The sequence below is a fragment of the Prauserella marina genome, from assembly GCF_002240355.1.
In the GTDB taxonomy this organism is placed as follows: domain Bacteria; phylum Actinomycetota; class Actinomycetes; order Mycobacteriales; family Pseudonocardiaceae; genus Prauserella_A; species Prauserella_A marina.
Map to the genome: position 1 here is coordinate 5,887,722 of NZ_CP016353.1, position 25,992 is coordinate 5,913,713.

At 67.6% G+C, this 25,992-nt stretch carries 21 protein-coding genes and 1 riboswitch; of the genes, 9 read left to right on the forward strand and 12 right to left on the reverse strand.

The annotated features are described in order from the left end of the window. Positions 1-36: 36 nt before the first annotated feature. From BAY61_RS27190 to BAY61_RS27200, 3 genes are read right to left on the reverse strand one after another with little or no spacing between them, the layout of a single operon-like run. Positions 37-1,809 carry an ABC-F family ATP-binding cassette domain-containing protein gene (locus tag BAY61_RS27190; protein ID WP_091809079.1) on the reverse strand — a complete coding sequence of 591 codons (1,773 nt, stop codon included), beginning with the start codon at positions 1,807-1,809 and terminating at the stop codon, positions 37-39. A gap of 26 nt (positions 1,810-1,835) precedes the next feature. Further along, positions 1,836-2,804 (reverse strand): 4-(cytidine 5'-diphospho)-2-C-methyl-D-erythritol kinase, encoded by a 969-nt coding sequence (locus BAY61_RS27195; RefSeq protein ID WP_091809077.1) that lies wholly within the window; start codon positions 2,802-2,804, stop codon positions 1,836-1,838. A gap of 22 nt (positions 2,805-2,826) precedes the next feature. Beyond that, positions 2,827-3,387, reverse strand: coding sequence for a TetR/AcrR family transcriptional regulator (locus BAY61_RS27200; protein WP_091809076.1), 561 nt, complete (start codon positions 3,385-3,387; stop codon positions 2,827-2,829). A gap of 159 nt (positions 3,388-3,546) precedes the next feature. On the opposite strand from BAY61_RS27200, the gene BAY61_RS27205 reads away from it, so the two are divergent. Further along, complete coding sequence (locus BAY61_RS27205) at positions 3,547-5,028, forward strand: MFS transporter (RefSeq protein WP_091809074.1); 1,482 nt, start codon at positions 3,547-3,549, stop codon at positions 5,026-5,028. A 94-nt stretch (positions 5,029-5,122) separates the two neighbouring features. On the opposite strand, the gene BAY61_RS27210 is transcribed toward BAY61_RS27205, so the two are convergent. The 5 genes from BAY61_RS27210 to metG all read right to left on the reverse strand — a co-directional run bounded on the left by BAY61_RS27210 (position 5,123) and on the right by metG (position 11,744). Further along, the gene (locus tag BAY61_RS27210; RefSeq protein ID WP_091809443.1) at positions 5,123-6,127 is read right to left on the reverse strand and encodes a methionine ABC transporter ATP-binding protein; all 1,005 of its coding nucleotides are present in this window, start codon (positions 6,125-6,127) and stop codon (positions 5,123-5,125) included. A gap of 175 nt (positions 6,128-6,302) precedes the next feature. Next, positions 6,303-6,414: riboswitch (SAM riboswitch) on the reverse strand. A gap of 105 nt (positions 6,415-6,519) precedes the next feature. Beyond that, complete coding sequence (rsmA, locus tag BAY61_RS27215; RefSeq protein ID WP_091809072.1) at positions 6,520-7,386, reverse strand: 16S rRNA (adenine(1518)-N(6)/adenine(1519)-N(6))-dimethyltransferase RsmA; 867 nt, start codon at positions 7,384-7,386, stop codon at positions 6,520-6,522. 16 nt (positions 7,387-7,402) lie between these two features. Then, positions 7,403-8,806 (reverse strand): resuscitation-promoting factor, encoded by a 1,404-nt coding sequence (locus tag BAY61_RS27220; RefSeq protein WP_245866295.1) that lies wholly within the window; start codon positions 8,804-8,806, stop codon positions 7,403-7,405. Between the two features lie 324 nt (positions 8,807-9,130). Beyond that, positions 9,131-9,961, reverse strand: a complete 831-nt coding sequence (locus BAY61_RS27225; RefSeq protein WP_091809071.1) for a TatD family hydrolase — start codon at positions 9,959-9,961, stop codon at positions 9,131-9,133. Continuing rightward, positions 9,948-11,744 carry a methionine--tRNA ligase gene (metG, locus tag BAY61_RS27230; RefSeq protein WP_091809069.1) on the reverse strand — a complete coding sequence of 599 codons (1,797 nt, stop codon included), beginning with the start codon at positions 11,742-11,744 and terminating at the stop codon, positions 9,948-9,950. Before metG ends, BAY61_RS27225 begins: the two co-directional genes overlap by 14 nt. 58 nt (positions 11,745-11,802) lie before the next feature. Here metG and BAY61_RS27235 point away from each other — a divergent pair, with 58 nt between their 5' ends. The 4 genes from BAY61_RS27235 to BAY61_RS27250 all read left to right on the forward strand — a co-directional run bounded on the left by BAY61_RS27235 (position 11,803) and on the right by BAY61_RS27250 (position 14,898). Further along, the gene (locus BAY61_RS27235) at positions 11,803-12,393 is read left to right on the forward strand and encodes a PadR family transcriptional regulator (protein ID WP_091809067.1); all 591 of its coding nucleotides are present in this window, start codon (positions 11,803-11,805) and stop codon (positions 12,391-12,393) included. Between the two features lie 83 nt (positions 12,394-12,476). Further along, positions 12,477-13,478 (forward strand): ATP-binding cassette domain-containing protein, encoded by a 1,002-nt coding sequence (locus tag BAY61_RS27240; RefSeq protein ID WP_091809065.1) that lies wholly within the window; start codon positions 12,477-12,479, stop codon positions 13,476-13,478. Beyond that, complete coding sequence (locus BAY61_RS27245) at positions 13,468-14,235, forward strand: ABC transporter permease (RefSeq protein WP_091809064.1); 768 nt, start codon at positions 13,468-13,470, stop codon at positions 14,233-14,235. The genes BAY61_RS27240 and BAY61_RS27245 overlap by 11 nt, the downstream gene beginning before the upstream one ends. Before the next feature lie 69 nt (positions 14,236-14,304). Further along, the gene (locus BAY61_RS27250) at positions 14,305-14,898 is read left to right on the forward strand and encodes a GH25 family lysozyme (protein ID WP_091809062.1); all 594 of its coding nucleotides are present in this window, start codon (positions 14,305-14,307) and stop codon (positions 14,896-14,898) included. Between the two features lie 7 nt (positions 14,899-14,905). Here the strand turns inward: BAY61_RS27250 and BAY61_RS27255 are convergent, their stop codons facing one another. After that, complete coding sequence (locus BAY61_RS27255) at positions 14,906-15,892, reverse strand: glycoside hydrolase family 183 protein (RefSeq protein ID WP_091809060.1); 987 nt, start codon at positions 15,890-15,892, stop codon at positions 14,906-14,908. Positions 15,893-15,926: 34 nt separating this feature from the next. Between BAY61_RS27255 and BAY61_RS27260 the strand changes: the two genes are divergently transcribed. Continuing rightward, positions 15,927-17,240 carry an aminodeoxychorismate synthase component I gene (locus tag BAY61_RS27260; protein WP_091809439.1) on the forward strand — a complete coding sequence of 438 codons (1,314 nt, stop codon included), beginning with the start codon at positions 15,927-15,929 and terminating at the stop codon, positions 17,238-17,240. Here BAY61_RS27260 and rsmI read toward each other — a convergent pair. Further along, complete coding sequence (gene rsmI / locus BAY61_RS27265) at positions 17,201-18,034, reverse strand: 16S rRNA (cytidine(1402)-2'-O)-methyltransferase (protein WP_091809059.1); 834 nt, start codon at positions 18,032-18,034, stop codon at positions 17,201-17,203. The genes BAY61_RS27260 and rsmI overlap by 40 nt on opposite strands. Before the next feature lie 62 nt (positions 18,035-18,096). Here rsmI and BAY61_RS27270 point away from each other — a divergent pair, with 62 nt between their 5' ends. Further along, positions 18,097-19,668: a dolichyl-phosphate-mannose--protein mannosyltransferase gene (locus tag BAY61_RS27270; protein WP_091809057.1), complete on the forward strand. Its 1,572-nt coding sequence runs from the start codon at positions 18,097-18,099 to the stop codon at positions 19,666-19,668. Positions 19,669-20,196: 528 nt separating this feature from the next. On the opposite strand, the gene BAY61_RS27280 is transcribed toward BAY61_RS27270, so the two are convergent. Then, positions 20,197-20,505 (reverse strand): hypothetical protein, encoded by a 309-nt coding sequence (locus BAY61_RS27280; RefSeq protein ID WP_091809054.1) that lies wholly within the window; start codon positions 20,503-20,505, stop codon positions 20,197-20,199. Positions 20,506-20,515: 10 nt separating this feature from the next. Continuing rightward, positions 20,516-22,231, reverse strand: a complete 1,716-nt coding sequence (locus BAY61_RS27285) for a serine/threonine-protein kinase (protein ID WP_091809053.1) — start codon at positions 22,229-22,231, stop codon at positions 20,516-20,518. Between the two features lie 161 nt (positions 22,232-22,392). Between BAY61_RS27285 and BAY61_RS27290 the strand changes: the two genes are divergently transcribed. Further along, positions 22,393-24,276, forward strand: coding sequence for a propionyl-CoA synthetase (locus BAY61_RS27290; RefSeq protein WP_091809051.1), 1,884 nt, complete (start codon positions 22,393-22,395; stop codon positions 24,274-24,276). A 77-nt stretch (positions 24,277-24,353) separates the two neighbouring features. Continuing rightward, entirely contained in the window at positions 24,354-25,946 is a 1,593-nt protein-coding gene (locus BAY61_RS27295; protein WP_245865477.1) for a beta-N-acetylhexosaminidase, read from the forward strand. Positions 25,947-25,992: the final 46 nt, after the last annotated feature.

A 25,992-nucleotide genomic window follows, 5' to 3' on the forward strand; every position in this document is an offset into this window, starting at 1 on the left:
GCGATTCGAGCACTACCGGACGTGGCCGCGCGGCTGTCACTCCATGGCCTCCGAGGTCTCCAGCCACTGCTGCTCAAGCTCGTCCTTCTCGGCCAGCAACGTCTTCAGTTCGGTGTTGAGCTCCATGAGCCTCGCGGGTTCCGTCGCCGCCGCGAGCAGGGCGTCGTGCAGACTCGCCTCCCGCTTGTGCACGGTGTCGAGCTTGCGTTCGAGCTTCGCCAGCTCCTTCGTCGCCGCCCGCCACTGAGCCGCGGTGGGCTTGGCGTCAGCGGAAACGACGGGTGCGCGCTGTGCCGTCGAAACACGAGCACCGATCTGCTGGTCCCGCTTGCGAAGGTACTCGTCGATGCCGCCTGGCAGCTGGCTAATGGTCCCGTCGCCGAACAACGCGACCACCGTGTCGCAGACCCGCTCCACGAGGTAACGGTCGTGGGAGACGACCACCATCGTCCCCGGCCACGAGTCGAGCAGGTCTTCCAATTGCTGGAGAGTGTCGATGTCGAGGTCGTTGGTCGGCTCGTCGAGCAGCAGTACGTTCGGTTCGGCCATCAGCAACCGCACGAGCTGGAGCCTGCGCCGCTCGCCGCCGGAAAGGTCCTCGACGGGCGTCCACTGCCGCGCGGGCGGGAAACCGAGCTTTTCGGCGAGCTGGGACGCGGTGAGTTCGTCCTTGCCGAGACTGACCCTGCTCGCCACGGCCTCGACGGCCTGGAGCACCCGCAGGTCGCCGGGAAGGTCGTCGAGTTCCTGGTGCAGATGGGCGAGCCGGACCGTCTTGCCCTCGATCCGCTTTCCCTTTTCCGGTCGCGATTCCCCGGCGAGCAACCGCAGCAGAGTGGTCTTTCCGGAACCGTTGACCCCGACGAGACCGATGCGGTCGCCGGGCCCTATTCGCCAGGTGATGTCGTCGAGCAGCATGCGGTCGCCGACCGAAAGCAGCACGTCTTCGAGTTCGAGCACGGTCTTGCCGAGCCTTCGTTTGGCGAAGGCGAGCAATTCCACGGAATCCCTCGGCTGCGGCACGTCGGAGATGAGCGCTTCGGCGGCCTCGACGCGGTACCTGGGCTTCGATGTGCGTGCTTTCGCGCCGCGTTGCAACCAGGCCAGTTCCTTGCGGGCGAGGTTGCGCCGCTTCTCCTCGGCCGTCGCCGCGAGGCGGGCTCGTTCGGCCCTCGCGAAAACCCAGTCCGCGTAGCCGCCCTCGTACTGTTCGACCTTGCCGCCGACCACTTCCCACGTCCTGCCGCACACGGTGTCGAGAAACCAGCGGTCGTGGGTGACGACGACGAGCGCGATCCTGCGGGCAAGCAGGTGTTCGGCCAGCCAGCGGACCCCTTCGATGTCGAGGTGGTTGGTCGGTTCGTCGAGGACGACGAGGTCGAGTTCGGCGACGAGCGCCGCGGCGAGCGCGACCCTGCGCCGCTCACCTCCGGAGAGGTTGGCCGTCGGCGTCTCCAGTCCGATGGCCGCGATTCCCAGTCCATCCACAATGGATCGAATACGCGCGTCGGCTGCCCACTCGTGCTCGGCGGCGTAGTCGGCGAGCACGACATCGCGCACCGAACTTCCCTCAGGCAAGGTGGTGCGCTGGGTGACGACGCGCATCCGGAGATCGCGAACCCTGCTGACCCTGCCCGAATCGGGGGCGGTGATTCCGGCGAGCACTTCGAGCAACGTCGTCTTGCCGCCGCCGTTGAGCCCGACGACGCCGATGCGCTCACCGGCACCGACGCCGAGCGACACGTTGTCGAGCAGCATGCGCTCGCCGTAGGACTTGCTCGCGGATTCGAGGTTGACCAGGTTGGCCATCCGACAGATAACCCTTCTCGCCGATGTCAGGCGTGCACTTGTGGTGGTGGCGTCGGCCGGTTGGCGTCCTCGCCGCCGACGACTTTCGCGCCGGGCACGGGACCGTGTGCCACTCGCACGGTCCGGCACACGCCCGCGCCGGCGAGTTCCGCGGCGACCTCCAGTGCCGATTCCGCGCCTTCGCACAGGAAAGCGCACGTCGGCCCCGAACCGGAGACCGTGCCAGCGAGGGCACCGGCGTTGACACCGGCCCTCAGCGTTCGGCGCAGTCCAGGCCGCAGCGACACCGCGGCCGCCTGTAGATCGTTGCCGAGCAGCAGTGCGAGTTGCCGTGGGTCGCCAGAGGCGAGCGCCTCGACCACGGGAGCGTGCGAACCGACGCGGGGCGGATCGCCGTCGGCCCTGAGCCGGTCGAGTTCGCCGTAGACCTTCGGGGTCGAGAGCCCCCGCTCGTCGAAAGCGAGCACCCAGTGGAAGACGGGCCGCGACAACACGGGAACGAGCTGCTCTCCCCTGCCCGTACCGAGCGCGGTGCCGCCGTAGAGCGCGAACGGCACGTCACTGCCGATGCTCGCCGCGATGCGGGCGAGTTCGTCGCGGCTGATCTCCAGTTTCCACAGTGCACTCAACCCGACGAGCGTCGCCGCCGCGTCGGCACTTCCACCGGCGAGCCCGCCCGCGACGGGAATGCCCTTGCGCAGCACCAGCCGGACCCTGGTGTCTTCCTCGGACTTGCCCGCATAGGAGGCGAGTGCCTTCATCGCCCTCCACGCGAGATTGTCCTCGCCCGTCGGAACCGACTTCGCGCCTTCGCCGTGGACCTCGATGCCCGGCTCTTCCGTCGCCGCGATGGTCACCTCGTCGCTCAGCGAAAGAGCGTGGAAGATCGTTGTCAGCTCGTGGAATCCGTCGTCGCGCGTATCACCAACCGACAGGTGCAGGTTGATCTTGGCGGGCACCCGCACTGTGACGGGCGGCGGTACGACGGCAAGCACCTGTCCAGACTACTTGGCTGCCCTAATCGCGACGCGCGACCAGCTCCAATGCGACGCTCAGCGCGACGTCGGGCGGCGGTGGCGCCTTGGCCGCGCCGAACATCGGGTTCGCGCCGAGCATCAGCGCGGCGAGCGCGAGCCTCGCCCTCAGCTCGGCTTCGGCGTCCTGCGTTCCACCGGTGACGAGGTCGAACAGCTCGATGAGCTTTTCACCGAATGCATGCTTGAGGCCGAGTTCCTTCATCGCGGGCATGTTCTGCTGGATGAACTGCATTACCGGGCCGAATCTCTCGGTGACCAGCTTCGAGAACCGGCGCAGGATCTCCTCGCGGCGTTCGAGCGGGTCGAGATCGGCCTGCGAGCGTGCCCACTCGATGAGCTCGCCAAGGGACTCCGCGAGATCTTCGATGAGGCTGTGGACGATGTCGTCCTTCGTGCGGAAGTGGTAGTACAGCGCCGCCTTCGTCACGCCGAGTCGCTCGGCGATCTCACGCAGTGAGGTCTTTTCGTACCCCTGCTCGACGAACAGGTCGAGCGCGACCCGCTGGATGCGCTCCCTGGTGTCGCTGCGCCGCCCCACCATGCTCGCCCCTCCTGAGAACACTCACAAACTTACTTGACGACCGGCTAGCAATCGCTTACGTTGCCCCCTAGATGGCTAACTAGTCGGCCGGTAAGTAATCCTCGCGTTCCGAGCTTACCCGGCCAATCGGGCTTCAACACAGTCTCACAAGGGGAAACCATGACAACGATCGCTCCGTCCGCGGAGCAGAACGCCGCGAGACGCAGATGGTGGGTACTCGCGGTGATCGGACTCGCGCAGCTCCTCGTCATCATCGACGTCACGATCATGACCATCGCGCTGCCTTCGGCGCAGCAAGAACTCGGCATGTCGGACTCGGCGCGGCAATGGGCGATCACCGCGTACACGGTGGCGTTCGGCGGCCTGCTGCTGCTCGGCGGACGGCTCGCCGACCGGCTGGGCCGCAAGAACACGTTGCTGATCGGCGCACTGGGGTTCGCGATCGCGTCCGCGATCGGGGGTGCCGCGTCCAATACCGGCATGCTGCTCGCGGCAAGAGCGGGCCAAGGGGTTTTCGCGGCGCTGCTCGCGCCGTCGACGATGTCGCTGCTGACGATCACCTTCACCGAGCCGAAGGAACGGGCGAGGGTGTTCGGGATCTTCAGCGCGATCATGATGTCCGGCGCGGCCATCGGCCTCGTCGCGGGCGGCGCGCTCGCCGAATTCCTCGACTGGCGCTGGTGCCTCTACATCAACCTGCCCATCGCGATCGTCGCCACCGTGCTCGGTGCCTTCGTACTGCCGAAGGTGGAGCGGCATCGCGACACACCGCTCGACTGGCTGAGCGCGGTGTTCGGCGGCGGCGCGATCGTGTCGCTCGTGTACGCGCTTTCCGAGGCCGGTGAGGACGGGTTCGGCTCCGCGCTCGTGGTCGGACTGCTCGGCCTCGCGATCGTGTTGATCAGCGCCTTCGTGTTCCGGCAGGCGAAGGCGGCCAATCCGTTGCTGCCGCTCGGCATCGTCACCGAGCGGGCGAGGGCGACGGCGTTTCTCGGGATCGGCTTCGCGGGCCTCGGCATGTTCGGGATGTTCCTGTTCCTGACCTTCCAGCTCCAGGGCATCATGCGGTACGGCCCACTGGAGGCGGGACTCGCGTTCCTGCCGTTCGTCGGGGCCAACATCCTCGTCTCCACGCAGATCACGCGACGACTCATGCCGAAGTACGGCGCGAGGCCGATGCTGGCCGGTGGGCTGCTCGTGCTCGCGGCAGGGCTCGCGCTGTTCACCCAGCTCACCCCGGAAAGCGGGTACGCGACGCTGCTGTTGCCGACAGAACTGCTGCTCGGCGCGGGTGCCGGGCTGGTCATGCCCGCCGCGATCAACGCGGCGACCGCGGGCGTCGCGGCTCGCGACTCCGGCGTCGCCTCCGCGTTCATCACGACGTCGCAGCAGGTCGGCGCCTCGATCGGCACCGCGGCGCTGAACACCATCGCGGCGAGTGCCACCGCGTCGGTCGCCGCGGGTGGGGCCGCCGCGACGGTGCACGGCTACGCGACGGCGAGCGGATGGGCGGCGGGAGTCCTCGTCGTCGGGGCCATCATCGCGGCACTGCTCTACCGGCCGCCTGCCGCGCGACCGGAGCCGGACAACACCGAGGAGCCGAGAACAAGGGAGAAGCCCGAACCCGCCGCGGCTCGCTGACACCACACCGGGGGTGGAATGGAAGCGGGGGAGCTTTGCTGCCGTTTTACGGCAGCAAAGCTCCCCCGCTCACGTGAATCACCGGGGCGAACGGTTACGCGGCTACGTTGTGCAGGCCGTAGAGCGGGTGGCTCACGGAGGCGCCGTGTTCGGCGATCCAGGCGAGGGCGGCGTCGGCACGCTGACCGCGAACCCCGAGCCGGAACCTGGCGACCGGAGTGTCGCCGAAGCGCGTCAGCCCGCCGCCGATCGTGGCCAGCTCGACGTCGAACCTGCCGGCCGCCTCGGGAAGCAGGGCACCGACGGCGGCGAAGCCGATCAGCACGGTGTCGACGGTGCGGTCGTACCGCCCCATTTCCGATCGCGAGGTCTCAACCGACGGCAGCAGTTCGTCGGCGATCTTGCTTCCCGGCTTGCCGAGCAGGCCGAGCACGTTGCCGCTCTCCACGACGACGCCCCGTTCGAGCAGCGCGACCTCGTCGCAGATCCGCCTCGCCGTGCCCGCGTCCTGGGTGGTCAGCAACACCGTCGCGCCGAGCTCCGCCCTTGCCCTGTCGAGGACGGTCAGCACGGAACCGGCGTCGTCCGGCTCGACCCCGTGGGTCGGGTCGTCGGCGAGCAGCACGGACGGCTGCACGGCCAGCGCTCGCGCGATCGCGACCCTGCGGCGCTGTCCCTCGGTCAGCTCGGCGGGCAACTGGGCCGCCCTCTTGGAAAGCCCGACGAGGTCGAGCAGGGAACCGACCTTGTTGCGCCGCTGCGGCCCCTCGACACCGGTGCGTTCGAGCGGCGCCGCGACGTTGCCCGCGACGGTGCGCTCCGGCTGTAGCCGCGAATCGACGACCGCGAGCTGCCTACGCGCGTCACGCAGCCTGCGGCCTTCGAGCGCGGTCGTGTTGAGGCCGTCGTACCGAACCACGCCGCGGTCGGGACGCTCCTGAAGGGCGACGCAGCGCGCCAAGGTGGACTTACCCGCGCTTGCCGAACCGACAACGCCGTACAGCGAGCCCGCCCCGACGGCGAGGCTCACATCGCGCAGCGCCACGACGGGCGCGCCGGTACTTGCGAACGATTTGCTGATGTTTTCGACGGTGATCACGAACGCTCCAAGGCTGCTCATGGCACAGCGAGAAGCCGCCCATCGGGCGGTGCTGCGTGGGTTGAAAAGGGCTGGGAGTCAGGCGAGGGCAGCGTGGCGACGACACGCACTGACCGTGCGGCGGCCCTGATCAACGACTCTGCGCTGGGTGAGCAACTGCGTGCGATACACGGGTCCTCCATCGGTCCTGGCGGTAGCACCTGACCCCGGTTCCTTCGCCATCGGCGCCGGACGGGCGGTTGCTGCGACTTCGACGAGCCAGGTCTCTCAGTCGCTCGGGATGGATGCCCCAAAAGTACACCTGAACAAGTGACCTCAACGCAAGCCTGTGGGTGGAGATCACACCTTTGCCGCAGTTCGGGCGTCCGCCAGACACGCGGCGCCACGACGAATCACTCTTCTCGCGCCGCCGATGCTGCCGCTATCCGGGCGAAGTCGGTGACGTCGAGTTGTTCCCCGCGTGCCTTCGGATCGACACCAGCGGCGGCGAGCAGTTCACCGGCCCGCTCAGCGGACCCCGCCCAGCCGGACAGCGCTGCCCTCAGGGTCTTGCGCCGTTGCGAGAACGCCGCGTCGACGACCCGGAACACCGCGTCCCTTTCGACTCCTTCCGGCGAGCTTCCCCTCGTGAAGGACACGAGCGCGGAATCGACGTTGGGCACCGGCCAGAACACCGCCCTCGGCACGGCGGCGACCTTTTTCGCCGATCCGTACCAGGCGAGCTTGACGCTCGGGACGCCGTAGACCCTGCTTCCCGGCCCCGCCGCCATGCGGTCGGCCACCTCGGTCTGCACCATCACGAGACCACCGCGCAGTGAAGGCAGTTCGGCCAGCAGGTGCAGCACGACCGGAACCGCGACGTTGTACGGGAGGTTGGCGACGAGCTTGCCCGGCGGAACCGCTCGCAGGTCGGCGGCGCGCATCCGAAGGGCGTCGGCTTCGAGCACCGTCAACCGCTCGGCCGAGGCGGGAGCGTGCGCCTTCACCGTCCGGGGCAGCCTTGCAGCCAGCACGGGATCGATCTCGACCGCGACCACATCGGCGCCCGTGGCAAGCAGGCCGAGAGTCAGCGAACCGAGTCCCGGCCCCACTTCGAGCACGGTGTCGGCTTCGGTGACCTCCGCCAGATCCACGATCCGCCTGACGGTGTTGGCGTCGTGCACGAAGTTCTGGCCGAGCTTCTTGGTCGGCCGGACGTCGAGCTCTGTCGCCAGTCCACGGATCTCGGCTGGGCCGAGAAGGCCCGGTGTCGCGTTCACCGGCCCAGCCTAAGGGTTACTTCGGCAGGCCAAGCTTCGAGGAACAGTGCGGCCATGCGCCGTAGCCGCCACGGTCGTCGCGCACCTTCGTCGCGATGGCGATCTGCTGCTCGCGAGAAGCCTCGTGCGGGTAGGCGGCGTACTGGCCGCCGCCGTAGGCGTCCCAGGTGCTCTTGTTGAACTGGAGGCCGCCGTAGTAGCCGTTGCCGGTGTTGATGGACCAGTTGCCCGTCGCCTCGCACTGCGCGAGCGAGTCCCACACGGCGCCGTCACTGATCTGCGGCTGCGGAGGCTGCTTCGTGCCGACCCTGACGACCTTGTCCTTGGCCTTCTTGACGACCTTGGTGGACAGCTCCTCGCGGTCGATCTCCTTGCCGTTCTTCTTCGTGATCCGGAGGGTGACGATCTTCTCGCCCGGCGTTCCCTCCTCCTCGACGATCTCCTTGCCCTGTTCGAGCTCGGGGTCGTCGATCGTCCTGACCTCGGGGTCGATCGCCTGGGTCTCGTTGATCACCGAGACGCCGGTGCGGCTGATGTGCACCTCTGCGCCGTCGAGAAGCTTGAATTCGAGACCGCCCTTGATGACGTCTTCCTTGCCGAGGTCGAGGTTCAGCTCCTTGAGCAGTTCCTCGGCGGTGACGGCCGTCGTGGTCAGGTCCTTCGGCTTGTTGCCGCCGTCGAACAACGTGATGCTCTTGAGGGTCTTGACCTCAAGCGTCATGCCGTCGAGCGGAACCTCGCTGCCGACCGGCGCGGAGAACCAGGTGCCCTGCTTGTTCAGGTCGTCGAGTCCGAGCTGGGTCAGCGCCTCACCGACGGTGGTCGCACGTACCCAGGACTCGCGCTGCTCGCCGTCGACGACGAGGGTGAGCTGCCTTCCGCGTTCGAGCTTGATGACGCCGCCGTCGCCGACGGATGCCTGCGGCGACGGGGAAAGCGCGTCGTGTGCGCCGACCTGGATACCGGCATCGTCGAGCACCTCGCCGACCGTGCCGCCGAAGCTGCGGACCGTCTGGCGTTCGCCGTCGACGTCGAGGGTGACGCTCTTGTTCATCGCGAGCGCGGCGGCACCACCGCCGGTCAGCGTGATCATCACCGCGAGGACGGCGCCCTTGAGGAAGCGCTTCTTCCAGGTCTTGACGGCGGTCGCGAGCCCGTCTTCGGGCTTGCTGTCCGACTTGGCCGCCGCGGTCTTGCCGACGGTGTCGGCACTCGCCTCGTCAGGGATGACGATCGGCGGAAGCATGGTGGTTTCGGCGTTGAGGAGCCGGATCAGTTCGTCGACGTCGACGTCGGCCTCTGACATGAGCGCGTCGGCGTCGGGGCCTAGCGCGGCACGGACATCGTGCTGGGTGACTCGTGGGTCTGCCGAGTACTCGTAGTTCTCGAAATCGCCGGAGCTGTCGACCCGGTCGAGCAGGGCTGTCGAACCGCCGGTGGGTCTCTGAGAAGCGTCGAGACCCGCGTCAGCGCGCCCGTAGCTGCCAGTCACAGGGTTGATCCCTTTCACGTAAGGCCAGGACTCCCGCAGTCAGCGCCGTCCCTCACGCCCCTTGAGGCGCTTCCCCGACGTACACCGACGTGACTGTGGGCCAACCGGATTCCGGCTCGTCGAGAGCCATCACCCGGCACGGTCACGGGACAGTAACGAAGGTTGCGGGGTTGCGCAAACACCCCTCGCAATGAGGTGAGCTTCATCACTGGCCCGTAGGAAGTATCAACGTCCACGAATGTCGCAGTCCGTTCAACCCGAGGTGACGGAAGGCAATCGGAAGACGCGTTCGGCGTTGCCGCGCACGGCATCGGCGACGTCTTCAACGGTTTCCTCCCGTATCTCGGCAAGGGCACACACGGTATACGCCGCGCAGTAGGGCTCGTTCGGCCTCCCCCGGTATGGATGCGGTGTGAGGAACGGCGCATCCGTTTCCACGAGGTACTGCTCGCGCGGCACCAGTTTCGCGGCCTCCCTGAGCGCGGCCGCGTTGCGGAAGGTGACCGTCCCCGCGAACGAGAGCACGTAGCCCTCCTTGGCGCAGCGGCGGGCAAAGTCGGCGTCACCGGAGAAACAGTGGAAGACGACGGTGTCCGGCGCTCCCTCCTCGCGCAGGACGCGCAGGATGTCCTCGTGCGCCTCCCTGTCGTGGATCATGAGCGGCTTGCCGATCCGCTTCGCGAGGTCGATGTGCCACCGGAACGCGTCCTGCTGGGACTCGGGCGGCGAATAGTCCCAGTAGTAGTCGAGCCCGGTCTCGCCGACGGCGACCACGCGGTCGCCGAGAGCGAGTCGCTCCACTTCGGATCGCTCGGCATCGCCGAAATCCTTGGTACGAGTGGGATGTACCGCCACCGCCGCGAAAACCCTGCTGTCCCATGTGGATGCCGAGGCGGCCCAGCGCGCCGACGCGATGTCGTCGGCGACCGTCACCACTCTCGTGACACCGGCAGAGGATGCCCTGTCGAGTAGCGCCGAGACATCCTCCGCCGTGACGGCTCCGCACGCGTCGAGATGGGTGTGCGCGTCGATCGCCGGTGCCGGAAGTCGTTCCGGCACCGGCGGCAGCTCACGCTTGCTCAATGGGCGCCCATTCGGGTCCTGTCTCGCCGAGCTTGGGGTCGAGCTTCGCGAACAGCGGCGTCGGCTTGGCCAGCGGCCTTCCCTGCTCGATCGGCTTCGACTCCCACCGCGCCTGCTCCTTCGCGTAGTCGCCGGTGAGGATCGGGTTGATCCGGCCTGCGATGTCCAGGTCCTCGACCTCGTGCAGTTCCGGCTGGGCCGCCCACACGCCGGCACCGCCAAGCGCCTCGTGCACCTTCTGGGCCGAGTGCGGAAGGAACGGGGTCAGCAGGGTGTTGGCGTCCGAGACCACCTGCAAGGCGGTGTGCAGCACGGTGTCCCGCCGGTCGGGGTCGTCCTTGAGCTTCCACGGTTCCTGATCGGACAGGTACCTGTTGGCCGAGGAGACGACCCTCATGGCCTCGGCGGCCGCCTGCTTGAACCGCGAGCGCTCAAGGTGCGTGCCGACGGTTTCGAAGGCCGCCCTCGACTGCGCCTTGAGCTCCTCGTCCGCCCGCGTCGGGGTGGACGGCCTCGGAATGCCGCCGTTGTTCTTGTGCGCCATCGAGATCGACCTGTTGACCAGGTTTCCCCACTCGTTGGCGAGTTCGAAGTTGGTGCGCCTGACGAACTCGTCCCAGGTGAAGTCGGTGTCCTGGGTCTCGGGACCGGCGACGCTGATGAAGTAGCGCAACGTGTCGGGGCCGTAGTCGCGGAGGAAGTCGTTGACGTAGATGACGGTGCCCCGCGACGTCGAGAACTTCGAACCGCTCATGGTGAGGAATTCGCTCGACACGATCTCGCCCGGCAGGTTCAGCGATCCGTAGGGACCCGGCTCCCCTCCCTTGTCGCCCTGCCCGTTGTGCCCCAGCAGGAACGCGGGCCAGAGCTGGGCGTGGAAGGTGATGTTGTCCTTGCCCATGAAGTAGTAGGAGCGGGCGTCCTCGGCGTTCCACCACTGCTGCCACGCGTCGGGGTCGCCGGACCGGCGCGCCCACTCGACGCTCGCCGAGAAGTAGCCGATGACGGCGTCGAACCAGACGTAGAAGCGCTTGAGCGGCTGGTCTCGCCAGCCGTCGAGCGGCACCTTCACGCCCCAGTCGAGGTCGCGGGTGATCGGCCTCGGCCGCATGTCGTCGATGAGGTTCTTGGTGAAGTTCAGGACGTTGGGCCGCCAGTCGGTCTTCGTGGAGAGCCACTTGCCGAGCGACTGGGTGAACGCGGGCAGGTCGAGGAAGAGGTGCTCGGTCTCGACGAACTTCGGCTTCTCGCCGTTGATCCTCGACCGGGGGTTGATCAGTTCGGCCGCGTCGAGCTGGTTGCCGCAGTTGTCGCACTGGTCGCCGCGCGCGCCGTCGTAACCGCAGATCGGGCAGGTGCCCTCGATGTAACGGTCGGGAAGGGTGCGGCCGGTGGAGGGGCTGACCGCGCCGGTGGTCGTCTTCGGCACGACGTACCCGTTGCGGTACAGCGCGAGGAAGATCTGCTGGGTCACCTCGGCATGGTTGCCGGTGGTGGTCCTTGTGAACAGGTCGTAGCCGAGGCCGAGGCCACGCAGATCTTCGGCGATCTGCCTGGTGTACTTGTCGGCCGTTTGCTGGGGGGTGAGACCTTCCTTGTCGGCCTGGACGAGGATGGGAGTGCCGTGTTCGTCCGTTCCGGACACCATGAGCACGCGGTTGCCGGCCATTCGCTGGTAACGGGAGAACACGTCGGAGGGAACGCCGAAACCGGATACGTGGCCGATGTGGCGGGGGCCGTTGGCATAGGGCCAGGCCACCGCTGTCAACACAGGGGTGCTCATGCCTGTTTAGCCTACGGATGGCGTCGTGCGTTTTTCCGCGAGGGAGTGAGGAGGGCCGGTGTCCGCGACTCGCCTGCTCGTGCTCGGTGTCGTCCGCATGCTCGGAACGGCACACGGCTACCAGGTCCGCAGGGAATTGCTGAGCTGGTCGGCCGACGCGTGGGCCAACGTCCAGCCCGGTTCGATCTATCACGCGCTGAAGAAGATGGCCGTCGAGGGATTGCTCGACCGGGTCGAGGACACGGAGCAGGGCAGCGGTCCCGACCGGGTGGCCTACCGGTTGAACGAGCGCGGCGAATCGGAGTTCATGCGCCGCCTCCCGCTCATGCTCAGCAACGTCAAGGACGACCCGAACGGCAACCATGACTTTCTCGCGGCGCTGGTCTTCCTTCCCTCACTGGACCGGGAACTGGCGATCAGCCTGCTCGGTTACCGGCTGACCGCGCTCGGCAGCGGCAAGGCCAACATCGACGCGCTCATCAACGAGAGCGACCGGTGGGGGCAACCACCACACGTGCAGGCCATGTACCGGCTGTGGCAAACCCAGCTCGACGGCGCCATCGAATGGCTGACCGGCCTGATCGAGCAGCTTCGCTCAGGTGACTTCGTGATGGCAGACGATCCTGGCAGGTCGTTCGGTTCACCGTAATCAAGTTTGACTAGTGCTCGCGTCGTCGGGCACAGTGCTCTCGTCAATAGCTAGTCAAATTTGACTAACTGGGAGAAACAATCATGATCAAGGCACGCGGTCTCGCGCGGCGGTTCTCCGCCCGAGGCCGCACCGCAAATACCGTCGACGCTGTTTCGGGTGTCGACATCGACGTGGAAGCAGGCGAACTCGTCGGCTTCCTCGGCCCCAACGGGGCAGGCAAGACCACGACCCTGCGCATGCTCACCACGCTGCTGCGGCCGTCGGAGGGCGAGGCGACCGTCGCCGGACACGACCTGCTGCGCGATCCGGCAGGCGTGCGCGGGCGCATCGGCTACGTCGCGCAAGGCGGCGGAACAGCGCCGGAATGTCCGGTCGCCGACGAACTCGAACTACAGGGCAGGCTCTACGGACTGAGCAAGAACGAGGCGAGGGAACGCGGGAAGGCAGTCGCCGCCCAACTCGACATCGACGGCTTGGACCGACGACCGGCCGGAACGCTGTCCGGCGGCCAGCGTCGCAGGCTCGACATCGCACTCGGGCTCATCCACCGGCCGAGGCTCGTGTTCTTCGACGAACCCACGACCGGCCTCGACCCACAGAGCAGGGCGAACCTGTGGACACACATCCGACGGCTGCGTGAGGAACACGACGTGACCGTGTTCCTCACGACGCACTACCTCGAAGAGGCCGACTCGCTGTGCGATCGCATCCTGGTGATCGACGGCGGCCGGATCGTCGCGGAAGGAAGTCCCGATTCGCTCAAGGCTCAGGTCTCCGGCGACGGCGTCGCCATCGGCGTCGATCCGGAGCAAACGGCGCTGACGGCGGACCTCGCGGGCGCGCTCGACGGCGCCCGCGAGGTGACCGTTTCGGACGAACTGGTCAGGTTCCGGGTACCACGAGGAGACCTCGCGATGCCGGAACTGCTGCGCGCGCTCGACAGGGCGGGAATCGCGATGCGGTCGGCACAGGTGCACCGGCCGACGCTGGACGACGTGTTCCTCTCGCTGACCGGGCGCAGCCTGCGGGACGCGGAGTCCAAGCACAAGGCCGCCGAGAAAGAGGTGGCCCATGTTGCGTGACACCTGGCTCATCTTCGACAGGGAACTGCGGTTCTCGCTGCGCAACCCGACCTGGATCGGCATCCAGATCATGCAGCCGGTGCTCTACCTCGTGCTGTTCGGGCCGCTGATGGAACGCGTCGTCGCCAGCACACCCGGGTTCCCTCCCGGCGATGTGTGGACGATCTTCACCCCGGCGCTCATCGTCATGATCGGCCTTTTCGGCACGGCGTTCGTCGGTTTCGGACTGCTCGCCGACTACCGCAACGGAGTCGTCGAACGCCTGCGCGTCACACCGGCGAGCAGGGTCGCGCTGCTGCTGGGCAAGGTCGGCAACAACGTACTGCAAGCCGTGGTGCAAGCGAGTCTGCTCATCGTGCTCGCCGTGCTCGTGTTCGGGTTGCGAGCCTCGCTCGCCGGAGTGCTGCTGAGCCTGCTGATCGCCGCGCTGCTGGCGGTCACGATGGCTTCGGCCTCCTACGCGCTCGCGCTGACCCTGAAGAGCGAGCACGCGTTTCCCGCGCTACTCAACGCGTTGCTGCTGCCGTTGCTGCTGCTCTCCGGCATCCTGCTGCCGATAACGACGGGACTGGCCCCCGACTGGCTCTACACGCTGTCGAGGATCAATCCGTTCAGCCATGTCGTCGAAGCCGAACGCGCGGCCTTCCGAGGTGATTTCACGATGGACTCGCTGCTCACCGGAAGCATCGTGCTCGTCGTCCTCGCCGCGCTCACCGTGTTCTGGGGCACGCGGAAATTCCGCATGGACAACGCCTGACTGGCTTCAGCGGGGGTGGAACCGCGTTTCCATCCCCGCTGAGCTGCGTCAACGGGTTAGCCTCCGGGCATGAGGGAGCAAGGCGCCGAGCGCGGGATCAATCTTTCCCTGCACGAGACCGTCGACGATTGGGGCGAGATCAAGGCGAGTTCGGTGTCCTTCGCGTCCATCACCGTCACGGAAAGCATGAACTGGACCGACGACGCCGCCGCCCGCCAGGTGACCGACGCGTTCAGGGCGGGCGTGCACGCGGGCATCCGGCACTACGCCAGACCCGGCGGCGTCCAAGATCAGGCGAAACACCTTGTCAGAGCGGGGATGCCGCTCGGAGCGTTCGCGCCGGGAGCGCTCGCGCCCGCGTTGGACGTCGGTGCGAGCGGGGTCGACGACCGGTTCATCAAGTCCTGGATCAAGACGATGCGCAACGCCTCCGGCATCCGCAGGGTGCTCGTCTACGCCTCCTACGACGACTGGCTGCACCGGTTTCGTCCCGACAAATGGGCCGACGAGGAAGTGGTGTTGTGGCTGGTGCGGCCCAACGGCATCCCCGGGCGTCCAGGCTGGTTCCACGCGAGACTCGGTCTTCACCAGCACACGAACGTCGATCGCGCAGGCACCGACGCGCTCGTCTATCCGTTCACGCTGTCCGACGTTTTGCTGTGAGGCCTCTTCACGGCGCGATGGTCGACCTGGTGAGGAACACGTTGTAGGGCCCCCACTGCGAGACCAGGTAGTAAACGTGTTCGGAGTCCATCGACCAGGGATGCAGAAAACCCCCGTAAATGGCGGGGAACTCCCTGCCGGACACGACGACCTCTCCCCACGTCCACGGTCCCGTCAGCTCCGGCGCGCTGCGCAGCACAATGCCTTCCCTTCGCTCGTCGAGGTGCATCAACAGCCAGCGGTCCAGCAACCGGTGGTAGCCGACGGACATCTCCCCGACCGGGCCCTCGAACACCGGCACGGCCGCGCTCTGCCTGCGTCCCCATTCCGAGCCGGTCCAGTACTCGTATTCCCCCGTGTCGAGCAGGTTGCCAGGCAGCGCTCGCGCGAGGTAGCCGTCGCCATAGCGCCCGTTCGTGGTGCCGAACAGGTAGACGTGCTCGCCGGAGGCCGCGAAAGCGCCGAGCTGGAACCGGTTCTCCGCCCGCCACCTGTTGCCCCACCGCGCCGAGCGCGGCTTCTTCCACGTTGTTCCCCCGTCCGCGGAAACGGCGACGCCCGCGTAGTTCGTGCGCCACGTTCCCGGCGGCCCCCACTGCCGCACGGACATGTAGTGCACGTAGTGCAGTCCTTCGACGGTGACCCCGCTGTTCGGGATCACCGTCACCTCCTTGCCCTGCCCTGACGCGATGACCTGCGCCGCGCCGCCGTCCTCACGGGCGATGACACTGTCGAGCCGTAGCCCCTCCGCCAGCTCCGTGCCGCTGGAGAAGGCGAGCACGTTCTTGCGCCAGTCCGCGCTGCCCGGCCCCGCGCCGTTGCCGCACCAGCCCTCGCCGTAGGTGTCGCCGAAGAGCACGAGCACCCTGCCGTCGCCGCCGTCCCACATGATGCCCAGATCCGTCGCGACGACGGCGAACCGCTGATCGGTGCGGTTCGCCGACGCCGCGCCGGTCACCTGCCCCAGCCTTGTCGTCTCGATCACGCGCACCATGGCATCGACGGTAGTGGCAGTCAGAATGTCCGGCATGCGGTTGGTGCGCGAGCTACTTCGGTCGAGAACTACGCCCGACCAGGCATTTCTGCTCCTTTGCGCGCGCGCCGATTCACTCGGCATCCCCGGCCCGGCCGCGTTGTGCGGCCGGTGGTTCGGGTCGAGAGCCGTCGTTGCCCCGACCGTCGAGCTGCGCCCGTTCGCCGAGGTCGAGGAGGCGTTCGCCGTTCCGGCACGGCAACCGCACGTCACGGGCGAGACCGGGGGCGCGGTCGGCGGTGGCTGGTTCGGATACCTTTCCTACGACCTGACCGATCCTTCGCGGCGCGGCACCGGAATCCCCAAAGCAAGCTGGGGCTGGGCCGACCACGTACTGCGGCTCGACGAGGAAGGGCGCTGGTGGTTCGAAGCCATCGTGAGTGGCGACGTCTCCGGGCTCGCCTCCGAACTGGAATCGGTACTCGACGCCGCCCCCATCGCCGTGACTCAGCCTTCGGCCCGGCTCGAATGGCCCGTCCCCGCCGAGCACGGGGAGGCCGTGAAGAGCTGCGTCCACGCGATCGGCGAAGGGGAACTGTTCCAGGCCAACATCTGTACCCGGCTACGAGGGACGTTCGAGGGACAGCCTTCGGCGTTGTTCGCCGAGGGAGTGCGCACTCTCGCCCCGGCGAAGGCCGCCTATCTCGGCGGCGAATGGGGCGCGCTGGTGTCGATGTCGCCGGAACTGTTCCTCGCGAGATCGGGCACCCGCGTACGGTCGACGCCGATCAAAGGCACCCTTCCGCGAAGGGACGAACGAGACGCCGCGCTCGCCACGGCCCTGCGTAAGTCCACAAAGGATGTCGCGGAGAACGTGATGATCACCGACCTCGTGCGCAACGATCTCGGCAGGGTGTGCGAGGTGGGCAGCGTGCGGGTCCCCGAACTGCTCGCCGTGCGCGAGGCCCCCGGCGTGTGGCATCTCGACTCGACGGTGACCGGCGTACTCGCCCCCGGTCGCGACGACACCGAGCTGCTGAGGGCGACGTTCCCGCCGGGCTCGGTCACGGGCGCGCCGAAGCTCCGCGCGCTCGATCTCATCGCGGAACTCGAAGCCGAGCCACGCGGCTGCTACACGGGGGCGATGGGGCTCGCGTCCCCGGTGGCCGGGCTCGAACTGAACGTCGCGATCCGGACGTTCGAGATCCGGTCGGGCGAGGTGACCCTCGGCGTCGGCGGCGGGATCACGGCCGACTCCGACCCCGATGCCGAGTGGCTGGAATGCCTGCACAAAGCCGCCCCGCTTGAGGGGCTGTTCGGTACGACGGCTCAGCCTGGGTTTCCACGGGCGAGCAGCGCGGCGTCGTAAAGCTCCTTCTTCGAAACACCGGAGGCCGAAGCGATCTCGGCAGCGACGGTCTTGAGCCGCTCGCCCTGCTCGACGCGGTCGAGTACCTCGCCGACCAGATCGGCGACGTCGACATCCCTCGGTTCGGCACCGGCGAGCACGACGGTGATCTCGCCACGAACACCCTCACCGGCCCACGCGGCAAGTTCGGCGAGCGGACCCCTGCGCACTTCCTCGTAGGGCTTGGTCAGTTCCCTGCACACCGCGGCCTTCCGCGACCCACCGAGCGTGTTCGCCGCCTCACCAAGAGTGGCGGCAACGCGGTGGGGTGACTCGAAGAAGACGACCGTGCGAGGTTCCTTGATCAGCCCGGCGAGCCACCGCGCCTTCTCACCCGCCTTGCGGGGCGCGAAACCCTCGAAACAGAACCGGTCGCTCGGCAACCCGGAAAGGGCGAGCGCCGTTGTCACGGCCGACGGCCCCGGCAGGCAGGTGACCGGCAAATCCTCCGCGACGCAGGCCGCGACCAGCCGGTATCCGGGATCGGACACGCTCGGCATGCCCGCGTCGGTGACCAGCAGTACCAGCTCACCGGCACGCACTGATTCGACCAGCCTCGGCAGTCTCGCCGTCTCGACGTCCTCGTAGAAGCTCACCACCTTGCCCGACGGTGTCGCGCCGAGCGCGGTGGCAAGCGAACGCAGCCTGCGGGTGTCTTCGGCGGCGATGACGTCGGCTTCGCCGAGCGCCCGCACGAGGCGTGGGGAGGCGTCGCGGGAATCGCCGAGCGGGGTCGCCGCGAGTACGAGGGTCACCAGCCGAGGCTATCCGGGGCGTCGACACCGTGTTGACGTCACCGCCCGTAGGATCGGGCCCCGTGACCGCACTCCTCACCCGCTCGCCTGGGGGCGCGGGCCCGGGAACAGAGCGGACACGGCAGCCGCCGAGCGATCGCGAGGCCGCACTGCTGGGAACGCCCATGCCCGGCGACCGCGTGCGTGCTCTCGTGGTGACGTTCGTGCTCACCGCGATCGCCGGAATCGTTCGGTTGCAGAACCTGGGAGTTCCCACCGACAAGGGAACCCCGGTCTTCGACGAGAAGCACTACGTCCCTCAGGCGTGGCAGATGCTGCGCAACGGCGGATACGAGGACAACTACGGCTACGAACTGGTCGTGCATCCGCCGCTGGCGAAACAACTCATCGCGATCGGCGAGTGGCTTTTCGGCTACAACGGCTGGGGCTGGCGGTTCAGCGCGGCCGTCGCGGGCATGTTGATCGTGCTGCTGACCATCCGGATCGCGCGAAGGCTGACGAGGTCGACGTTGCTCGGCGCGGTCGCGGGTGTGCTGGTGATCTGCGACGGCGTCCTGCACCTGCAATCGCGGATGGGGATGCTCGACATCTTCATCGCGCTGTTCGTCCTCGCCGCGTTCGGCACGCTGCTCATGGACAGGGAGCAGGTGCGACAGCGGCTCGCCGTCGCGGTGCGTGAGGGATGGGTCGGCGAGACTCCCTTCGGTCCGAAGCTCGGGTTCCGGTGGTGGCGATTCGGCACCGGGGTATTGCTCGGGCTGGCGACGGCCATCAAGTGGTCCGGCATGTACTGGGTACTCGCCTTCGGGCTGCTGTGCGTGATTTTCGATGTGACCGCGCGCAAGGCGGCGGGTGTCGCGAGGCCGTGGGCCGGGATGCTGCGCAGGGATCTGGCGCCCGCGTTGTGGAGTATCGGCGCCGTCGCCGTACTCGCCTACCTTTCGACCTGGTGGGCGTGGTTCGCGAGTGAGACGGCGACCGACCGGAACTACACCGAGATCAACGGCGTCGCCGATGGGCCGTTCGGTTTCGTACCGGCGGCTTTGCGTTCACTCGTGCTCTACACGTTCAACGTGCTGGATTTTCACGAGAGCCTGGCGACCCCTGACGGTGATCCGCATCCGTGGGAGTCGAAGCCGTGGACGTGGCCCATGGGGCTGCGGCCGATGCTGTACTCGTACGCGTCGGGGGAAACGACGACCGGGTGTGGCGAATCGGAGTGTGTGCGCGCCACGATGCTGGTCGGAACACCTGCCATGTGGTGGCTCGCGCTGCCGGTGCTCGGCTGGGGACTGTGGCGGTCGATCTTCCGCGCGGACTGGCGGTACGCGGCCGTGCTGGTCGGTTACGCGGCAGGTTTGCTGCCTTGGTTCGTGAACCTCGACCGGCAGATGTATTTCTTCTACGCGACGCCGATGGCGCCGTTCCTGATACTCGGGTTGACGCTCGTGCTGGGCCAGATACTGGGCACGGCGCGCAGCGGCTTCGAGCGAAGAGGCACCGGGTTGCTCGTCGTTGCGCTCTATGTCGGTCTGGTGGTCGCGAATTTCGTGTGGTTGTGGCCGATCCTCAACGGCGACGCGATCACCATGGACCGCTGGCAAGCCGAACTCTGGCTCCCCTCCTGGCGCTGAGTGCGCCTACCCTTCGGCGCGCGCGGCGCGCCTCGCCGAGGCGTGCCGGAGCGCGGCGGCCGTGGCGTGCCCTGGCGTGCCCGGCGTGGCGCGGCCGGGGCGCGGCCGGCGTGGCGGGCGTGGCAGGGCGTGCCCAGCGGGGCGGGCCCAGCGGGGCGGGCCCGGCGGGGCGGGGGCGCGGCCGGGCACAGCCGGGTGGCGCGGCCGGGGTGGCGTGGCCGGGGTGGCGTGGCCGGGCACAGCCGGGGTGGCGCGGCCGGAGTGGCGTGGCCGGGGCGCGCGAGTCCCGCACTCAGGACGCCGAGATCCGCGCCCAGGAGCCCGAGATCCGCGCCCAGGACGCCGAGATCTGCGCTGGAGCGCGCGAGATCCGCACTCAGGCTGCCGAAACCCACGCTGAGGAGCACGAGATCCGCGTTGGCGTGGATGGGCCGTTCCCACAGGCATCAAGAACAGCCACAAGCCTTGACTAAGCCACCTTCAACCGCGCCACCGAGCTTCCGCAGGCACCAGCATCACCCACATGTATCACTTGAGGCCCTTATGCAACTCCTGTTGGAAGCGGGGGAGCTTTGCTGCCGTTTTCCAGCAGTAAGGCTCCCCCGCTTCCAATGCGAACGGAACCGCGCCGCGACATTGCGCTTCCCGACCTCGGGGACAGCGCTCACCGGTGCCAATGCGGATCTCGGCGAGCTGGATGCAGACCTCGGCAGCCGGAGTGCAGATCTCGACGACGCCACCGCAGACCTCGACGACGCCACTGCGGATCTCGCCGCCCCGAACGCAGAACTCGCGCGCCTGAGTGCGGATCTCGGCGACGCCGCCGCGGCGCCTCACGCCCGGCGGGCTACTGGATCCTTGGGACGACCCTGGTTACCGGGCCTTCCGCGGAGTGACCGGTCCTGCTCAGCCAGCCCTCCACCTCACGCTGCACTGCCTTGAGCGTCGGCCGGTTCCTCGGCTGCGGGTCGAGCGAGGCGATCAACAGCCGCGCGTGCACGCTCTGCCTCGGCAGCTGCGACGGCGGCTCTGCCCTCGCCGCCGCCATCAGCGCGGCCATCGGCGTCTCCCTGGTCCCCCTCGGCGGGTAACCCGACAACGCGAAACTCACCGTCGCCGCGAGCTGCCAGGCATCGGATGCCGGACTCGCCGGAGCACCGGCCGCCGTCTCCGGCGCCACGTAGTCAGGGGTACCGATCATCATCCCGGTCGCCGTCAGCTTCGAATCACCCTTGCTGCGCGCGATACCGAAGTCGATCAGGTGCGGAATCCCTTCGCCGTCGACGATGACGTTCGATGGCTTCATGTCCCTGTGCAGCACACCCTTGTCGTGCGCCTCGGACAGCGCACCCGCGAGCGTCGCCCACAGCCTGCCAGCCGAAAGGTCGTCGAGTGGGCCGTTACCGTCGACGGCTTCGGCGAGCGCCTGACCTTCCAGGTACTCCATCACCAGCGCGAGGCCGTCGGGTTCCTCGACGAGGTCGTACACGCGCACACAGTTCGGATGGTTGACCATCGCGAGCGCGCGCGCTTCCCGCTGCATGCGCTGCTCGGTGTCCTCGTCCGGCGCGTGCGCGATCTTCAGCGCGACCGTGCGCCCCAGCTGCATGTCCTGTGCTTCCCACACGGTGCCGAACCCGCCGTGACCGAGCCTGCGAATCCTGCGGAACCTGCTGCTTCCCGCCGCACCTGAGCCAGGCGGCACCGGCACCGGACCTGGTACGGCCGCCAGCGCTCCCGCGTCCTGGGCTGGCGCGACCGACGTCGGCGGATACTGCTTCTCCGGCGGAGGAGGAGGCTGCTGCTTCTGCTCCGGCGGCACGTATGGCGGGGGTTGTGGCCGCTCAGGCGGACGATCCGAGTTCTGGATGGTCGACCAGCTCGGCGGCCCGACCAGCGCGACGGGGATGACGCCGAGCACCGCAGCGGGCAGGAACCCGAGCCACAGGTGGACGGCGGTGTTGGCCTCGACGACCGAGGCGAACAGTACGAAGGCCACGAACGAACCCCACAGCAGCCTGCCAGGCCACTTCGGGCCCCTGCGAAGGGCAACCCTGCCGAGCAGCATCACCGCGAGCAGCGCCAGGATCGGCAGGCCGACCAGCGCACCCAGGTAGTAGCCGTAGGCAAGCACGCTGTCGGAGGGGTAGAACAGCGTCTCGTAGACGTTCTGACCGCCGCCGAGGTAGGTCGACTGCTCACCGACGAAGCAGTACGCGTTGTGCAGCGTGGCGACCTCCGAGGCGGAGAGTCCCCCGGTGCCGCCCGCGAACACGTCCCGGTACACGCCGGACACACCGTTCATGAGGAACCATGGGATGGCGAGGACGAAGACCACGCCGACGCCCGCGATCACGAACAGCGGCACGCCGTGATAGCGGTTGCCGGTGAACTTGCGCATCAGCGCGACGATCACCATGCCCACCACCGGGACCAGTGCGATCAGCGCGCCGGCCATACTCGTCGCCCACACCCAGTCGCCAGGGCAGAACCCCGGCTGAAACAGGGTGTGCGCAAGCGAAAGCAACGCGCTTACGATCGATCCGTTCGCGGTGGTTTCCACCCACGCTCCTTTGCCAGCTTTCCGGTCGCTTCACAGTATGTCGAGTCCTCTCAGGGTGGACGCGGGCGGTGGCCGTCACGTTCACTCCGGCTCGATGAACTGGTGCGGACACTCGTTGGCGTTCTACGGTCACGGCACGCACTCGACGACGAGGAGGAAGCATGGGCGCCTATGCCGAGATCTACCGGCGGAGCCTTGACGACAGGGAGGGCTTCTGGCTCAAGGCCGCCGAGTCGATCGCCTGGTCGAAACCGCCGTCGGTGGCTCTCGACGCGTCGAGGGCACCGTTGTACCGGTGGTTTCCCGACGGGGAGTTGAACACCTCGTACAACGCGCTCGACCGGCATGTCGAACAGGGCAGGGGCGATCAACCGGCCCTGATCTGGGACTCGCCCGTGACCCAATCGCAACGCCGGTACACCTACGCCGAACTCCGCGACGAGGTCGCCAGGTTCGCGGGTGCGCTGACCGGTCTCGGCGTGACGAAGGGTGACCGGGTCATCATCTATCTGCCGATGGTGCCCGAGGCGGTGATCGCGATGCTCGGCTGCGCCAGGATCGGCGCCGTGCACTCGGTGGTGTTCGGTGGCTTCGCGCCGAAAGAACTCGCGGCCAGAGTGGAGGACGCGAAGCCGAAGGTCATCGTCGCCGCCTCCGCCGGGATCGAGCCGACGAGGGTCGTCGAGTACAAGCCCATCATCGAGGCGGCACTGGAGACGACGGAACACCAGCCGAGCGCGGTCGTGGTGCTGCAGCGGGACGCGGCGAAAGCCGAGTTGACGGAGCGGGACGTCGACTGGGCCGAGCTGATGGCGAGCGCGGAGCCCGCCGATCCCGTCGCGGTCGCGGCGATCGATCCGCTCTACATCCTCTACACGTCGGGAACGACGGGGAAACCGAAGGGCGTCGTGCGGGACACCGGCGGCCACGCGGTCGCGCTCGCCTGGTCGATGGATGCCGTCTACGACGTGCGACAGGGTGACGTGTGGTGGACGGCCTCCGACGTCGGCTGGGTCGTCGGTCACTCCTACATCGTGTACGCGCCGCTGCTCGTCGGCGCCACGACGGTGATTTACGAAGGCAAACCCGTGGGGACGCCGGATGCGGGTGCGTTCTGGCGGGTCGTCGCGGAGCACGGCGCCACCGCGTTGTTCACGGCGCCGACCGCGCTGAGGGCCATCAAGAGGGTAGACCCGGAGGGCGGCGAGATCGTCAAGTACGACCTCTCCCGGTTCTCGACGTTGTTCATGGCGGGCGAACGACTCGACCCCGAGACCTACCACTGGGCACACGACAAGCTCGGTGTTCCGGTGATCGACCACTGGTGGCAGACGGAGACGGGCTGGCCCATCGCCGCCAATCCGCGCGGGATCGAGAAGCTGCCGGTCAAGCCGGGGTCGGCGACCGTTCCCGTGCCAGGCTGGGACGTGCGCGTACTCGACCAGGCAGGCAACGAACTGCCTGCCGACAAGGAGGGCGCGATCGCCATCAAACTGCCGTTGCCGCCGGGGTCGCTGCCGACGTTGTGGGGTGACGACGACCGGTTCATCGAGGCATACCTTTCGCGGTACGAGGGGTACTACCTGACAGGTGACTCCGGCTACCTCGATTCCGACGGCTACCTCTTCGTCATGGGACGCACCGACGACGTCATCAACGTCGCGGGCCACCGGCTGTCGACCGGCTCCATGGAGGCGGTGCTCGCCGCGCATCCCGCCGTCGCCGAATGCGCGGTCATCGGCGTGCACGACGCGCTCAAGGGTCAGCTTCCCCGTGGTTTCGTCGTACTCAAGGCAGGAGTGGACATCGCGGAGGAGCAACTCCGCGACGAACTCGTCGCCGCGGTGCGCGCCGACATCGGCCCCGTCGCGGCGTTCCGCGACGTCTCCGTCGTCGAAGCGCTCCCGAAGACACGCTCGGGGAAGATCCTGCGCAAGACCATGCGGGGCATCGCGGACGGCAGGGACGAGCCGGTGCCGTCCACCATCGAGGACCCGAACGTACTCACCGCATTGCGACCCATCCTGCGCACTGAAAAGGGCTAGGCCGAACGGCGGCTGTCGGCATCTAATTATTGGTCTATACCTTTACGCACCTGCTCGTCTCCCATCGGAGGTGCTCCGTGCGTAAAAGCAGACGCAGGACGCTGACCGGGTTGCTCGCCGTCGCGGCGCTTGGCCTGACCGGCCTGCCCGCGACGGCAGAGCAAACCACGGAACCGGACCGTCGGCTCAGCGACGTGATTCCCGCTCCCGCCTACACATCGGCCGATCACAGGGCCGACTTCCGCATCGAAAGACACACCTCGATCCGCACCCAGCCCGGCTCGAAACAGGCGAAGCGGATCGGTGACTACCTCGCGGGTGTGCTGCGCCCCGCGACCGGCTACCCACTGCCCGTGAACAGCGGGCGCGGCAAGGAAAAGACCATCTCGCTCGTGCTCGGTGATGCCGACCGGCGCGCCGGAAAGCAGGGCTACGAACTCGACGTCGGCAAAAGCAGGGTGACGGTGCGCGCGAACACCCCGGCCGGTCTGTTCGCCGGCACTCAGACCCTGCGGCAGTTGCTGCCGGCGAACATCGAGGCCGACCGGGTCCAGCGCGGTCAGCACTGGACGGTGCCAGGCGGCAAGATCGTCGACTATCCGCGGTTCGCCTATCGCGGCGCCATGCTCGACCTCGCCAGGCATTTCCACTCACTCGACGAGATCAAGGCCTACCTCGACGAGCTGGCCCAATACAAAATCAACTATCTGCACCTGCATCTCACCGACGACCAGGGCTGGCGGATCCAGATCGACTCGGGGCCCAAGCTCACCACCCAGGGCGGCGGGCCGGGAACCGGGGTCGACGGCGAAGGCCCCGGTTATCTGACGAAGGCCGACTACGCGGAACTCAACGCCTACGCGGCCGCGCGCTACATCACGATCGTGCCCGAGATCGACATGCCGGGACACACCAACGCCGCGCAGTCGACCTACGCGGAACTCAACTGCGACGGCGTCGCCCCGCCACCGCGTACCGACATCGAGGTCGGCTACAGCTCCTTGTGCATCGACGATCCCTTGACGTACCGGTTCGTCGAAGACGTGATCCGCGAACTCGCCGCGATGACCCCCGGTCCCTACATCCACGTCGGCGGCGACGAGGCACACGCCACGACGGACGAGGACTACCGGACGTTCATGCGGAAGGTCATCCCGCTCGCCTACAAGTACGGCAAGATCCCGTTCGGCTGGAACGAGATCACCAAGGCGGCCCCTCCAGCTTCCGCGGTGCCCCAGTACTGGGCGACGACAACCGAGAACGCCGACGTCGCCGAGGCGGTGAAGCGCGGCAACAAGATCCTCATGTCGCCTGCCAACAAATCCTATCTCGACATGAAGTACGACGCGAACACGCGGCTCGGCTTGCAGTGGGCCGGATTCATCGAGGTGAAGGACGCCTACGAATGGGACCCTGGCAACCATGTCACGGGTGTTCCCGAACGCGCGGTGCTCGGTGTCGAAGCTCCATTGTGGTCGGAGACATTGAGGACACTCGACGACATCGAGTTCATGGCGTTTCCCAGGTTGCCCGCCGTCGCCGAACTCGGCTGGTCGCCGAAGGCTTCGCACGACTGGGATTCCTTCTCGGAACGGCTCGCCGAGCAGGCACCCCGATGGGAACTGCGCGGGGTGGACTTCTACCGCTCGCCCCAGATCGATTGGCCCTGACCCGCTGATATTCCGCCTCCGGCCCGTGGACAGTGACACGATTGGT